General features: G+C 57.5%; 15 protein-coding genes and 1 pseudogene. 2 read left to right on the forward strand and 14 right to left on the reverse strand.

Going from position 1 to position 14,091, the window contains the following annotated elements:
- Positions 1-349: 349 nt before the first annotated feature.
- Together ACZ5M5_RS20305 and ACZ5M5_RS20310 are read left to right on the forward strand one after the other, a co-directional pair.
- Positions 350-1,351: pseudogene (locus tag ACZ5M5_RS20305) on the forward strand (HAMP domain-containing protein); the annotation flags it as partial.
- Between the two features lie 93 nt (positions 1,352-1,444).
- The gene (locus ACZ5M5_RS20310) at positions 1,445-2,212 is read left to right on the forward strand and encodes a methyl-accepting chemotaxis protein (RefSeq protein ID WP_371914226.1); all 768 of its coding nucleotides are present in this window, start codon (positions 1,445-1,447) and stop codon (positions 2,210-2,212) included.
- 36 nt (positions 2,213-2,248) lie between these two features.
- Here the strand turns inward: ACZ5M5_RS20310 and ACZ5M5_RS20315 are convergent, their stop codons facing one another.
- From ACZ5M5_RS20315 to ACZ5M5_RS20380, 14 genes are all read right to left on the reverse strand, one after another.
- Positions 2,249-3,031, reverse strand: a complete 783-nt coding sequence (locus ACZ5M5_RS20315) for a phosphate/phosphite/phosphonate ABC transporter substrate-binding protein (protein ID WP_464737888.1) — start codon at positions 3,029-3,031, stop codon at positions 2,249-2,251.
- Between the two features lie 35 nt (positions 3,032-3,066).
- Positions 3,067-4,395, reverse strand: coding sequence for an LLM class flavin-dependent oxidoreductase (locus tag ACZ5M5_RS20320; RefSeq protein WP_103309119.1), 1,329 nt, complete (start codon positions 4,393-4,395; stop codon positions 3,067-3,069).
- Between the two features lie 36 nt (positions 4,396-4,431).
- Positions 4,432-5,370 carry an ABC transporter substrate-binding protein gene (locus ACZ5M5_RS20325; RefSeq protein ID WP_310650543.1) on the reverse strand — a complete coding sequence of 313 codons (939 nt, stop codon included), beginning with the start codon at positions 5,368-5,370 and terminating at the stop codon, positions 4,432-4,434.
- A 15-nt stretch (positions 5,371-5,385) separates the two neighbouring features.
- Positions 5,386-6,069, reverse strand: coding sequence for an ABC transporter permease (locus ACZ5M5_RS20330; RefSeq protein ID WP_060741521.1), 684 nt, complete (start codon positions 6,067-6,069; stop codon positions 5,386-5,388).
- A complete protein-coding gene (locus ACZ5M5_RS20335; protein ID WP_103309123.1) occupies positions 6,069-6,698 on the reverse strand; it encodes an ABC transporter permease in 630 nt (209 codons plus the stop codon). The genes ACZ5M5_RS20330 and ACZ5M5_RS20335 overlap by 1 nt, the downstream gene beginning before the upstream one ends.
- Entirely contained in the window at positions 6,695-7,726 is a 1,032-nt protein-coding gene (locus tag ACZ5M5_RS20340) for an ABC transporter ATP-binding protein (RefSeq protein ID WP_092253892.1), read from the reverse strand. Before ACZ5M5_RS20340 ends, ACZ5M5_RS20335 begins: the two co-directional genes overlap by 4 nt.
- Positions 7,727-7,756: 30 nt before the next feature.
- Positions 7,757-8,701: a fatty acid desaturase gene (locus ACZ5M5_RS20345; RefSeq protein ID WP_464737889.1), complete on the reverse strand. Its 945-nt coding sequence runs from the start codon at positions 8,699-8,701 to the stop codon at positions 7,757-7,759.
- 130 nt (positions 8,702-8,831) lie between these two features.
- Positions 8,832-9,071 carry a hypothetical protein gene (locus ACZ5M5_RS20350; RefSeq protein ID WP_464737890.1) on the reverse strand — a complete coding sequence of 80 codons (240 nt, stop codon included), beginning with the start codon at positions 9,069-9,071 and terminating at the stop codon, positions 8,832-8,834.
- Positions 9,072-9,173: 102 nt separating this feature from the next.
- Positions 9,174-10,043 (reverse strand): DMT family transporter, encoded by an 870-nt coding sequence (locus ACZ5M5_RS20355; protein WP_464737891.1) that lies wholly within the window; start codon positions 10,041-10,043, stop codon positions 9,174-9,176.
- Complete coding sequence (locus ACZ5M5_RS20360; protein WP_464737892.1) at positions 10,024-10,290, reverse strand: transcriptional regulator; 267 nt, start codon at positions 10,288-10,290, stop codon at positions 10,024-10,026. The genes ACZ5M5_RS20355 and ACZ5M5_RS20360 overlap by 20 nt, the downstream gene beginning before the upstream one ends.
- A gap of 42 nt (positions 10,291-10,332) precedes the next feature.
- Positions 10,333-10,977, reverse strand: coding sequence for a dimethylsulfonioproprionate lyase family protein (locus ACZ5M5_RS20365; protein WP_464737893.1), 645 nt, complete (start codon positions 10,975-10,977; stop codon positions 10,333-10,335).
- Positions 10,978-11,159: 182 nt separating this feature from the next.
- On the reverse strand, positions 11,160-12,059 hold the full coding sequence (locus ACZ5M5_RS20370; protein ID WP_103309135.1) for a glycine betaine ABC transporter substrate-binding protein: 900 nt from the start codon (positions 12,057-12,059) through the stop codon (positions 11,160-11,162).
- A gap of 202 nt (positions 12,060-12,261) precedes the next feature.
- Entirely contained in the window at positions 12,262-13,197 is a 936-nt protein-coding gene (locus tag ACZ5M5_RS20375) for an electron transfer flavoprotein subunit alpha/FixB family protein (protein WP_464737894.1), read from the reverse strand.
- Positions 13,197-13,946: an electron transfer flavoprotein subunit beta/FixA family protein gene (locus ACZ5M5_RS20380; RefSeq protein WP_060741511.1), complete on the reverse strand. Its 750-nt coding sequence runs from the start codon at positions 13,944-13,946 to the stop codon at positions 13,197-13,199. The genes ACZ5M5_RS20375 and ACZ5M5_RS20380 overlap by 1 nt, the downstream gene beginning before the upstream one ends.
- Positions 13,947-14,091 lie beyond the last annotated feature (145 nt).

A 14,091-nucleotide genomic window follows, 5' to 3' on the forward strand; every position in this document is an offset into this window, starting at 1 on the left:
CAATGAGGATTGGCTGCACGTGGGTGCCCGAGCCGCAGAGCGAAGGCGCGGGGCAAACCACGCTATCTTCCAGACTAGTCAAGCCGCCTGCAATCGCGCCTACGCCCTCTACTGATCGTCCCGCGCCAAAATGGCAAGCCTCAAGTGCCTACGACTTTGGTCGATACAGTGGCAGTAGGCATAGGCGCTTTTCCCTTCCAGAGACTCGCAAGGCCAAACACTGCTGTTTCCGCCGTTCCAACACTTAAAATATTCCGCGGGAGAAGTCATGAATATCAAACAGAAGCTGACATGGGCGTTCGCGGCCATCGCCTGCCTCCCGGTTATCCTGGTAGCGGTGCTTGTCGTAATGAACCTGCGCGACGCCGCAAAGGCCAACTTCCTGGACAGCAGCGGCCGTGAAATCCGCCAGATCGACAACGGCATGAAGCAGTTCTTCGATGGCATCAGCCAGAACGTCGAATACATCGCCAAGGATCCACGGATCATCGCTGCCAAGGGGTTGAAAAACTACTCCCTGGCCGATGCCGCACAAACACCGCTCCCCGAGATCAACCAACAGCTCCTGGAAATATTCGACCGATTCGCCAAGAGCCATCCGACCACCGCCTATCTGTCCGTGGGCCTGAGCGACGGTGGCTACGCCAGCTGGCCTGACGATCCGAAGATGACCAACTATGACCCGCGCGTGCGCCCCTGGTACAAGGCTGCCATCGCCGCACCGGGTACGACCGTGCGCACGGACGCCTATTACTGGGCGCCGGACGATGTGTCGCTGATCGGCACCGTACACACGGTCGCCGACGCCAGCGGCAACGTCGTGGGCGTGGTCGGCCTGGACGTGTCGCTCAAGCAGCTCACCGAACTGGTCAAGAACATCAAGCTGGGCGACAGCGGCTACCTGATGCTGGTGGAAGCCAACGGCAACGTCCTGGTGGACGCCGCCGATGCCAAGCACAACTTCAAGCCGCTGGCCGACCTTGGCCCCAACTATGCCGAGCTGGCCAAAAGCAGCGATGGCGTGACCCAGATCGAGATCGACGGCGTGCCCTACATGGCCAACGTGGTCAGTTCCAAAGGGCTGGGCTGGCGCTTCATCGGCCTGATCAAACGCGATGAAGTGATGGCCGAGGCTTCGAGCCTGACTTGGCTGATCGCCGCCATTGCTGCCGCGCTGGCCGTGGTCTTCGCCGTGGTGGGCGCCAGTTTCGCCAGCGTCATCGTGCGGCCGATTCGCGGCGTTGCCAATGGCCTGCAGGAAATCGCCGAAGGTGAAGGTGACCTCACCCGCAAACTCTCGGTGCAAGGCAAGGACGAAACGGCCACCCTGGCGGGCTGGTTCAACCAGTTCCTGGGCATGATCGCGCAACTGATGCAACGCATCGGCAGCGCCTCTTCCGACCTGCAAACCGCCGCGGCCGATACCAGCCACGTGGCCCAGAACATGAACGATGCCGCCGGGCGCCAGCGCCAGGCCGTGGAATTGGTGAGCACCGCGTTCAACGAAATGGTTGCCACCGCCAACGAAGTGGCCCGTTCTTGCAGCCAGGCCGCCTCCAGTGCGGACGAAGGCTACCGCGATGTGCACGACGGCCAGCATCACATCGGCGAAGCCACCGGCAGCGTGTTGAAACTGAGCGAAGACCTGCAACAATCGACCCAGACCATGCAGGCGTTGGAGCAAGACAGCAAGAACATCAACACCATCCTCGACACCATTCGCTCGATTGCCGAACAGACCAACCTGTTGGCCCTCAACGCCGCGATCGAAGCCGCACGGGCCGGCGATCAAGGTCGTGGGTTCGCCGTGGTGGCCGACGAAGTGCGGGCCCTGGCACGCCGCACCGCCGACTCCACCGGCGAGATCGACAGCCTGCTGGGCAACCTCGCACGGCGCACCCAGGAAGTCACCCAGCAGATGCAAAGCAGCCTGCAGGTGTCCCACACCAGCGTCGAGCGCATTCAGCAGGCCCGTGACAGCTTCGACAAGATCCGCAATTCGGTGGACTCGATTCGCGACCAGAACACCCAGATCGCCACGGCGGCAGAGGAACAGCACCAGGTGGCCGAAGACATCAACCGGCACATCGCGCAGATTCATGCCGATGCCCAGTTGGTCGAGGAATTCGCTCACTCGGCACAGACCGGCTCGGGGCGTTTGACGGATATTTCCGGGCAGCTCAAGGGCTTGGTTGGGCGCTTCAAGTTCTAGCGTGTTCGAGGTGGCGAGCCAGGGACGGCTCGCCGCTCAGGGTGATACAAACGAAAAGCCGCGATTGGCCGCACTGCGCTCATACTCCAGAAGACACGCATAGTCAGCCTCACTGGCCGGCAGCACTTCCCTGATCGCCAGGTCACGGGAAATCTCGGGAAGCTGGCTCAAGGCTTCGTTCATTGCGCGCCTGATAGCGTCTGCTTGCGTCGCCGTTCGACGAATCGACGTGATGTAAGGCAGGCAGGGACTGCGCACACTTCGCACCAGGATCCTGAGGCCTTCGATCTCGTCACTGTTATCTCTCGCCAGATAGTCGTAGGTGACGCTGTCGATAGAAGCCAAATCACCGTCGTGTTTTTTCAACCTTCGAATGCTCTCCCTGTGGGATCCGGTGAAGGTCAGTTTCGAGAAAAAACCACGGTCGCTGATCCCAGCCAACGTGTGGCGCAATAAATTCATTCCCGAGTTGGAATCCCGGGCGTTGATCAGACCATGGCTGCCCTGCAAACCCGCCAGATCGGTGACGGCCGAATCAGCTCTACACAGCAGCAAACTGCAATGGTCACCCCCCGAGCTATGAGCAAGCTCATAGCTCGGACGCCCTATCAGCCTCACCTTTCCCCGCAGTGACGTGACGAATGGATAGCCGCAGGTCTGGGCCAACAACAGATCAGGGGAAAGCCAATGGGACACGGGATCGACGACCTGCTTTTGCTCACGGCGCTCACCCAGAATCTCCAGGATGCGCTGGAGCCAGGCGTCCTGGGCCTGTAAAACCCTGGCGGGAGCGAGGTACATGGATAGATCGCTGGTCATATGAAAGCCATTCAGAGGATTGTGATTGACGCTGATCACAGCAGGAAGCGGTTGGCAGGCGTCTTCAAACCCAAGCGATCCCTCAGGGTCCCGGGTTCATATTCCTTGCGGAAAACCCCTCTGGCTTGCAGCAAAGGCACCACGCCACGGGTGAATGTGTCGAAGTCCGTCGGCAAAAACGGAAACATGAGGTTGTAGCCATCGACGGCATTCGACTCGTATAACGCTGAAAGCTTATCGGCAATATGCTCCGCCGTTCCGATCAGCAGCCAGGTACTGGAACTCTTGACCAACCGGCGCCCTATTTCACGGATGGACAAGGTCGTGTCGTACTTCTTGAGCAGGGCCAGTTCGGTTCGAATGCCATCGAACTCAGACTCATCCGGCAACGCGGGTAGCGGGCTGTCCGGCGACAGGCCTGTCAGATCAAGACGGGTGTAGCTGGAGACCAGATCAATCGCCACGGCATCGATAATGAGGCTGTCCTCCAGTTGCCGACGGCGCTCCTCCTCAGTCTCATCCTCCAGAACCACCGGAAGCACACCGGTAATGATTTTCAGATCACTGGAATGCCGGCCCTTCAACTCGAGTCGGCGATTCAAATCGGCCCTGTACGCCAGTCCCTCTTCGACCGTATTGATGAAACAGAAATGCACGTCCCCATGGGCGGCGGCCAGATCCTTGCCCGCTTCAGAAGACCCCGCCTGGGCAAGGACTGGATGTCCTTGCGGGGGACGCGGCACGTTAAGCGGCCCACGCACGTTGAAATGCGCTCCTTTGTGATGGATCGGGTGAATCTTGGACGGGTCGGCAAAATCGCCGCTGTCCTTGTCAAACTCAAGAGCCCCCTCCTCCCAGGAATCCCAAAGCTGCTTGACGACATGAATGAACTCCTCGGCCCGCCGATAACGATCGCCGTGTTTCGTCACGCCTGACAATCCGAAATTCGAAGCCTCCTCTTCCAACCAGGAGGTCACGATATTCCAGCTGGCTCGCCCTGTGCTGAGGTAGTCCAGCGAAGCAAAATATCGCGCGATGTTGAAGGGCTCGTTATAGGACGTTGAAGCGGTGCCCATCAGCCCGATGTGTTCGGTGACAGCCGCCAATGCGGACAAGAGCGTAATCGGTTCAAGGCGGGCGTTGGCATAGTGCCTCAACCCACTGGCGACGGAGTCCCAGACCGCGACGTGATCCGCGACAAAAACCGCATCGAACTTCGCCGCTTCGGCTGCCTGCACCAGTTTCACGTAGTAGCCCAGCGTCAATATTTCCTTGGTCGGCGACAGCGGGTGGCGCCAGGAAAAACGGTGATCCCCTTGGGGATTAAAAAAGAACAGATTCAAAATCATGCTTTTATTGGACATAACGCCTCCGCGACCTTACCCACATCGCATTCATGTTCAGTTGGTCGCCTTGACGGTATTTTCAGCGACCCACTGCGCCGCGACTTTTGCGGGATCCTTGTGATCGATATCCACCAGGCGATTGAGTTGCTTGAGGTCGTCATCGGTCAGTTTTGCGGAGACCTCGTTGAGCACTTTGGTGACTTCTGGGGTTAGCAACGCCTTGCGCCCCAGTGGCGTAATGTTTTGCAGGGGCTGTTGGTGCTTGTCGTCCTCGAGCACCACCCAAGGTTCTTTTGCCAGGATGCCTTGCGTGGAGACCACCGTGGCGACGTCGATAGCGCCTGAGTTCAGCGCCAGCCGCGACAAGGGCCCGCCCATGTCCAGCGATTTGACGCTCTTGAAGTTGATACCGTAGACCGCCTTCAACCCGGGCAGGCCCAAGGCGGCAGTGGTGACTTCGGGAGGCCCACCCAGCGTGAGTTCACCGGAGACGGGTGCCAGGTCGGACAAGGTCTGCAGGTTGTACTTTTCTGCGGTTTTCTGGGTGACGGCCCAAGCGGTAATAGAACCCGCGGCCGAAGGTTCAAGCAACTGGAGGCCCGCCGGCAACTTCTGTTGCAAGGCGCTGACGATCTCCTTTTGGCTGGTCAGGGCGCTCTTGTCGTCATAGAAACTCAACAGTGATCCTATGTACTCGGGTACAACGTCGATATCCCCGTTTTCCAGCGCCTTGGCGATGATCTGGCGGTTCCCCAGATTGAGCCGGGTCTTGACCTCAATCCCTTCCTTTTTCAAAGCTGACGCATAGATGTTCGCGAGAATCGTCTGCTCGGAAAAATTGGCCCCGCCTATGGTGATGGACTGGGCACTGGCAAATGCGCTGCCCACCAGCAAGCCTAACCCCAGCAACAATGAAACCGAGTGCGCTGAACGAACCTTCGAACGTTGTTTGTTTTTCATTTGGATTTGCACCTCTGCAGAATTAATACGCACTTTCAAATGCCCTGATCATGTAGCGCTCAGTTCAACATTCCCCGCTCGCCATTTTCGAACCATGAGTGTTTCGATCATTGAACAAACCCACTCGCTGACAATCGCAAGTGCCGACACCACCAGTGCGCCGCCAATGATTTGAGGGATGTCATTTCGACCCAGCCCGTCAATGAGAAACCTGCCCAGCCCGCCGAACCCTGCATAGGCGGCAATGGTGGCCGTGGCAATAAGTTGCACCAGGGCTGAGCGGAATCCAGAAAAGATCAGCGGAAAAGCCAACGGTAATTCCAGCTGGATAAACATCTGCCATCTGCGCATCCCCATCGATTTGGCAGCATGCTTCAGAGACGAATCCACCTGATCGATGCCAACATAGGTATTGGTCAATATCGGCGGGATGCTCAGGGTGACCAAGGCGATAATCACCGTACTGGTTTCATAGCCAATGACCATGATTGCAAGTATCACAATACCCAGGGAAGGCAATGCTCGCCCAATATTGAACAGCCCGATCGCCACCTGCGCGCCTTTGCGGTAGTTAGCCATGAGTACGCCGAGCGGCAATGCTATTGCACAAGCAATCGCCAGGCTCAAAGACACATAATAAATATGCTCTGCCAGCCGAGTCAGTATTCCGTCTTCGCCCAACCAGTGTTCAGGAAGAGAAAACCAGAGGTAGACATCTGCGATCCAATTCATTAGCGCACCCAAGGGACCAGCCATTTATTGATTGAATAAAACAGAAAATCAAAACATAACGCCAACATCACCGTAAGAACCAAACTGACCGCCACAGGCGTAGTGAAACTTTGAGCCAACCCGGTAATGAACAGCTGCCCCAATCCGCCTTGACCAATTAACGCAGTCACCGTCACCAGCCCTACCAATGTCACCGCGGTCGTTCGCAGCCCTGCCAATAACGAAGGCAACGCCAGGGGAAGTTCAACTCCCAGGAATCTCTGCATGCGCGTGTACCCTAGCGCACGGGCTTCTTCCAGCACGTCCGGAGGGTTGCTCGCAAGGCCCGCCAAAGTGTTCTGTAACACAATCAGCAAGGCATACAGGCTCAAACCAATCACCGCCGTCGTCTTGGACAAACCGGTAAAGGGCATTATCAAAATGAACAGTGCCAGGGACGGAATAGTAAAAAGTATTCCGCTGATATAAATCATGGGCTGCGCCAACCCTGGCTTCCATAACGTCAAGAGCACCATTGCGCCCGCTAACAGCATTCCTATAAACAGACCCAAGGTCACCAGCTGAATATGATCAAATAACAGCTGGCCGATCTGCTGCCAGTTTTCAACGATCCAGGACCAGTCAATCATTGCGCACTTCCAAAGCGGCGCTCATTGAGTGCGCTGTGAAAGCTGGCAATCGACAGGCAACCTTCGTAACCACCCGCCTCGTCCACTCGAACAACCACACCGAGCGGAGCCGTTAGAATTTTAACCAGCGCGTGATGCAACGAATCATTATTCGACACCGTGGTAAGTTCAGGGACAGGCAAGTCCGATTCACTGACCCACTTCAGCGGATTGGACTTATCGTCCAGCAGAAGTTTGAATTCGCAATTGACTTCATCCACAGGAAGATCAGAAACCTTCATCAGCGACAGTCTTTTCAACAGCGGATCCTTGCCGATGAAGTTCTTCACAAACTCGCTGGCAGGATGGGCAAGGATATTGTGAGGTGTATCGAACTGAGCAAGCTTTCCTTCGCCCTCGAAGATGGCGATCCGGTCACCAATCTTGATGGCCTCTTCCATGTCATGGGTCACCAGGATGATGGTTTTATGCAAACGCCTCTGCAGCGCAACCAGTTCGTCCTGCAGTCGCTCGCGGATCACCGGATCAAGCGCGGCAAAGGGTTCGTCCATCAATACAACCGGTGGGTCCGAGGCCAATGCCCTCGCCAAGGCAACACGACTTTGCTGCCCGCCCGACAGTTGATTAGGGTACCTGTCCAGAAATTCCGGCTGAAGCCCGACCAGGGAAATGAGCTCGCTCACGCGCTGGCGGATCTTATGCTTGCTCCAACCCAAGAGCCGCGGAACCGCGCCAATATTTTCTGCAACGGTTTGATGAGGAAACAAGGCTGAGCTTTGCATCATGAAACCGATGCCACGGCGAAGCGTCACGACGTCAAGCTCGTCGGTCGCCACCCCATTGACACAGATACGGCCACTGTCCTGGGTGTCCAGTCTATTGATCATTCGCAAAATGGTCGTTTTGCCACACCCACTTGGCCCGACAAATACGCAGATCTCCCCCTCCCGGACATGAAGCGTTAAATCGCTCACGGCCATTCGCGGGCTGCCTTTATGAGTTTTCTTGATGGCTTCAAAACGTATCATTTTCCGACGCCCAGATTAGCTTGAGTATTTTTAGTGCCTGGCAGGATGGCGAGGACAATCCACGGGATTGATCAGATGCCTCTGCAATAACTGGAAGTAGCCATGAATGACATAGCCATTATTTCGCGCGATCCATTGTTCACGCCTGGCTCTATACACCCGGGGCAAATAAAACCAGGGCAAACCGGGAAGATCGTGATGAACCAAGTGAAGATTGAGGTTAAGAAAGAGCCAACTCAAAAGCCCTGAGGACTCATTGATCACCGTACGGTGCTCTGGCAGCGTTGACGGCCGATGCTCGTAAAACGACCTGATCATTGCAATGGACAAGGCCGGCAGCGAAACTAAAAATACGTACTGCACAGCACTGATGGCGCTGTATTGCTCAACCAAGGTCAGCACCACGACGACACTTAGCACGTGAGCTATCCACACTCGTCCAGTACTTCGTCCCGCGAGAAACAAGCCTCTGATCTCGCTACCCAGCAGGGATATCACTGCCAATGGTGCTCCCATGAGCAAGCGACCACCCAAGGTCTTGTTTACCCAAAGCAACGCTTTCACATAACGCGGTGACTGCAACCAGTAGGCACTGGTGACATAGCGACTTTCTGGATCTTGACCAGGCACCGTCAGCACCTCGTCGTTGTGATGCGCCAGATGCGTGTCCCTATAAATGTCGTAGGGATACCAAACGGCAAACGGCAGAAACCCCAGGGCTTTATTTATGGCAGGCCAACGCGTTGGGTGACCGTGAATAAGCTCATGCTGGATCGACATCCAGAGCACGACCAGTGGAACCAACAGGACAATGCTGATGAGTTGGCCAAGTGCCTGCCCATGAAAAACAATAAGAGCCCAAGCCAGGTAAAAGCCGACCAGTAAAAGCCAGGTGGGCCATTCAGTCTGGCTGGTCAAGGTCCTGCTGAGCTTGACGATTTCAACTCGATGAGTTTCATCCAAATAATTTGGCATGGTGGTAAGTCGCGATAGGCTGCGCTGAACAGACGCCCACTCACTCACACTTCAAGCGACCACCCGGGACCGGGTATTACCTGGAGATGATTGACTGACGTTACGGTATGGAAGTGCCGACAGCGGTGCGTCACATGGCGTAGAGCAGAAACGCCAAGCCTTCGCTGATTGCACTGCAGGCCTCACTGTTGGCCTGGCAAGGGAGAGGTTTGCCGGTCACGAATGGAGCGGCAATGGCGGCACAAGAACTGATGCGCAGAGTGCCGGACTGAGAAATCACTGCATGGGCCCCATCATGCGACAGAGCCTCAAGGCTGATTTGGAAGATTCGGGCGCCGGACATAGTCGTACCATAGAGTAGGTTGAACATATCCGGCGGTCCGGTAGCGTCAACTTAACATGCCAACTAATTCGATCAAGGAATATATTCTATTATGCTTATTCCTGTATCGAATAACATAAAACGGGCTCCCTACCCTTTCGCCTTGATTGCATACAGGCCTGCGGCAATCACCATGCACGCCCCCACGACGGTCCATGGGTCAGGTAGTTCGCCGAATATGAACAGGCCGATGAATGTGGCGAACACCAACAGCGTGTAGTTGAACGGTTGAAGCGTACCTGCCGTTGCGTACTTGAGCGCCTGGAGGAGTAGCAACTGCGCCACCATGCCAATCGTCGACAGCACGGCGATCAGGCCCCACTGTGTCGGGTTCGGCGAAACCCACCCTGGCAAGCCAGAGAACGTGATGGCCAGGGCGCCGAAAAAGCCCATGTAGAGCATGTTCGTCGCGAATGAATCATCCCGGCTGATCCGACGTGTCAGCACACTGAAGACCGCGAACCCCAGGGCCGACAACAGCGGAATCAGCGCCGCCAACTCGAAGACGCCGGTTCCCGGACGGAGGATCACCAGGGTCCCCAAGAACCCTATGGCCGCGGCCACCCAGCGACGGACGCCGATGAACTCACCCAGGAATGCGCCTGCCAAGGCCAGGGTCATCAGCGGAAACACCGCATACAGGGCATGCATCTCCGCCATTCCGAGGTAACGCAGCCCCAATCCGAACAATGCGCTTTCGCCCACCCCCAGCAAGGCACGGATGACCTGCAGGGCAGGATGATGGCTTCGACACGCCGCTCCCAGGTGGCCACGATAAAGGCTATAGCCGACAGCGAATGCCAGGAATACCCAGTAACGCACCATGACGAGCTGGGCGACGGGAAGGTCCTTGACCAGCACTTTGGTGATCCCGTCCTGGCTTGCAAAGAGCAGCATGGAAAGCAGGCACAAGAGGATTCCAAGTTGAGGCCGTGGGGCATCACCCACGGTGTGTATCACCCGTGGTCGGCTCTAGTGCAATGGTATCCCTGCGTCGTCTTGCGAGGCTGTGGCGCGCAGCGTCTTTTTCCAGCGCCTCGACCGCGACGAGCGCTTCAATACCTGCCCCGGCTTCGACCTTTTCAATGAAATCCAGGATCGCCCGTTTCATGAACCAGTGGCAGGTGCGGTCCAGCTTTGCCGACACCGACTTCAGCCTGGCCCGTGTTTCCCCATCCAACTTGATACCCAATGTGGTGACCGACATCGCACAGCCTCTGAAATGACTTGTAGTCTTCGACCCTTCGCCTCAAGCGCAGGGCTCATGGAGCAATCCCCACAGCGCCAGGAGTGGCGCTTGCGTTGATCTCATCGCATGGGTGCAGGACGGTGGGTTTATGACAATGCCCCCTGCCCCGGGCGTCCACCAGCCTACGTCCTCGCGATACCAGTCGCCTGGGGACAACACCAGATAGAACTCAGCCGGAGGATGCTGGTGGAACGGATAACAGGTTTCGGGCGCCATGAGGGCCAACCCCAGGGTCATGCCAGGACAGTCGAACAATCCCCCTGGACCGGTGACCATCCCATGGCGATGCCGCTCCACGAACCGATCGTCCTGGCCGGCCTGGGCCTGACGGTTGATCCAGGGAACATGGGGCACAAGCGCGTTCAACGCCTCCAATACCCCTGCCAGGTGTTCGGGAACTCTTGGCGCAGCGTCGAATGCCTGGGCCAAATAGGGTGCCAGGACTGCCGGTAACGCGCGGGGCGTTGCCGGCGGTTTCTTGAGGGACCACTCGGTCGGGCCCAGGGCGGCGGCATAGGCCTGTGTCGCCCCGGATGTACCGTCCCCCGAGCTGTTCGAGAGGACTTCATGCAGCGATCGCCGAAGCCACTGCGCGCTACGAGTCACCACCGGATCCGACGACAAATGCTCGTGACGGGTAATCATCGTTTCCCCCTTGCTGATTCAGGCGCAGACGAAAATGACAGGCTGCTCAACGTATCCCATCGGTACCGGAAGCGGGGCCCTGATGTTCCAAGGGTAGCCCGAACGGTATCGATGACAGCCGACGCCCTTCACTTTGCGTCAAGGGCACCGAACTGCAAACACCTATCAAGCAACGGCGGCGATTACTGGCTGACGGTCGCCGAGGCGGTCTGACTGCCAAACATGGCCTCGAAGCGAGGTTTGTTGGCGGCGTAGTACTCGGCAACGACCTTGTCTGCCGAACTGTCACGGGCGGTCGCCATCAGCTTCTCAAGGTCGGCCTTGGGAATCTTGAAGTTGGCGAAGAACCGGGCGACATCAGGATGCTCGGCGCTGAAGCCTTTGCGGGCAACCGCGTGAATTTGTTCGGCGCCGCCGAAAATCTGCTTCGGATCGTCGAGATAGCGCAGCGGCCACTTGGCGAACATCCAGTGCGGGCTCCAGGCGTTGATCAATGCCCATTTGTCACGTTTGAGATTGCGATCCAGCTCGCTCAACATGCCAGACTCTGAAGAAGCGACCATCTTGTAGCCTTCGAGCTTGTATTCCTTGATGGCCTTTTCCGTGAGTTTGTATTGGCCGTTGCCCACTTCCGAGGTCAGGATCTTGCCGTCGAGCTTTTGCCGCACTTCAGGCTTGTTGAGGTCCTCGACAGTGGCGAGTTCGCTGGTGGGAATGGACGTTGGCACGGCCATGCCGATCCGACCTTCATACAGCACGCCAAGGTCTTCGAGCTTGTCCTGGTACTTGTCATAGAATGCCTTGTGAGTGCTCGGCAGCCAGACCATCGGGATCAGGTCGATATTGCCGTTGGCCAAGGCCTGGAACTGGATACCAATATCGGCGAGCACCAACTTGACCGGTTGCTTCAAGTGGTCGCGCAGTGCGGTATCCGCCAGCTTTACAGCGATTTCCGTATCCGACCAATTCACCCAACCGATACGAATGGGCGTGGGTTCCTCGGCGTGGGCCATCAGGCTGCCGGCGGCCATCGCCAGACCGGCAAGCCAGCCGATACGAGTTTTACTGGAAAACGTCATCATGGTGCATCTCCGCGTACTGTATTAATAGTTATTGGCAGGGCAGCAGAAGAATTTACGTTCCCTCATCAAAGCAGAGTGCCATTACACTCCTCAAGGGATTTAATGTTATGCATGGATAAGTTCTAGTTATGCGAAAACCCTTCCTGTATTCAGGTCGTTCGGCCCTCCTCCGCCCTTTGGCGGAACTTATGAATGTACGTACTCACAGTGCTTTTTCGAGCGCCGGCAAGGCCTCGAACAGATCCGCCACCCACATGTAATCCGCCACCTGGGCAATCGGCGCTTCAGCGTCCTGGTTGATCGCAACGATGACCTTTGAACCACTCATGCCCGCCAAATGTTGAATGGCGCCACTGATACCCGCCGCGATGTAAAGCTCTGGCGCAACGATTTTCCCGGTCTGCCCGACCTGCAGATCGTTGGGGGCAAACCCCGAATCCACCGCGGCACGCGAGGCCCCTACGGCACCGCCAAGCTTGTCCGCCACCCGCTCGATCAGGGCGAAATGCTCTTTGCCCTGCATCCCGCGGCCACCGGACACGACGACGCGGGCGCTCGACAGGTCGGGCCTTTCGCTGGCCGTCAGTTGCTCGCTCACGAAGCGCACATTGCTCGCGCTTTGCCCGCCCTCCACTACCACCACTTCGCAGCGATGCTCGTGGGACAGGGCCTGGGCGAACGCCGAGGCACGGACGGTGAGCAACTTGATCGGATCGAGGGACTGCACCGTGGCGATGGCATTGCCGGCATAAATGGGTCGTTGGAACGTGTCCGTCGAGACGATCTGGGTGACGTCGGACAGCATGCCGACATCCAGGCTCGCCGCGATCCGTGGCAGTACATTGCGGCCCATGCTGCTGGCGTCGGCAACGACGTGCGTATACCCCTCGGCCACCAGTGAAGTGATCAGCGGTTGAACATTTTCAGCCAAGGCATTTTCGAACATCGCCCCTTGTGCGAGCAGCACCCGCGCCAGGCCCTGGGTGAGCGCCGCCTGTTGCGCCACTGCCGATGCGGCCGTCCCGCCCATCACCAGCAAATCCGTCTCGGTCCCCAGGGCCATGGCGGCGGTCACGGCACTCCATGTACCAGCCGTCAGTTGATCGGCACTGTGCTCGGCGATCACCAATGTGCGCATCAAATCACCCCCGCAACGTTCTTCAATTTATCCACCAGCTCGGCCACCGAACCGACGTTGATCCCCGCTTTGCGCACCGCAGGCGGGACCACCCCTAATAACCGAGCGTGTTCCTTCACGCTCGCGCCCAAGGTGTCAGCGGCAATGATTTCCAGCGGTTTTTTCTTGGCTTTCATGATGTTCGGCAACGAGGCGTAGCGCGGTTGGTTCAGGCGCAAGTCACAGGTCACCACGGCCGGCATGGCGAGGGCGACCACCTGGCTGCCACCGTCGACTTCACGTTCGACGACCCACTGCCCGTCGACCTGATTGACGGCAGAGGCGTAAGTGGCCTGACCGCTGCCGATCAACTGCGCGACCATTTGCCCGACCTGGTTGTTTTCCTGGTCGATTGCCTGTTTGCCGAACAGAATCAAGTGCGGCTTTTCCTGATCGATCACTTTGCTCAGGTACTTGGCGACATTGAGCGGCTCGAGTACCGCGCTCGTCTCGACCAGAAGCGCCCGGTCCGCGCCGAGCGCCAATGCCGTGCGCAGTTGTTCCTGCGCCGCCGACGTGCCCACCGAGACCACCACCACTTCGGATGCCAGCCCCTTTTCCTTGAGGCGAATCGCTTCTTCCACGGCGATTTCGCAGAACGGATTCAAGGCCATCTTCACGCCATTGAGCTCGACGTCTGAACCATCGGCTTTCACCCGGACTTTCACATTCGGGTCGATGGCGCGTTTTACCGCAACGAGTACTTTCATGGTTCCTGGCATAGCGCTTCGCACAGCCCCCTTGCACTTTGGATCGATGCGCGATGGCCGGCCGCACGAGCCGGACCACCCCTGTTTCGACTGGATGGTAATCCTGGTTTTTACGTCACGCAAGAAAAATGTACACCTGTGTCAC

This window comes from Pseudomonas sp. Van50, from assembly GCF_055390755.1.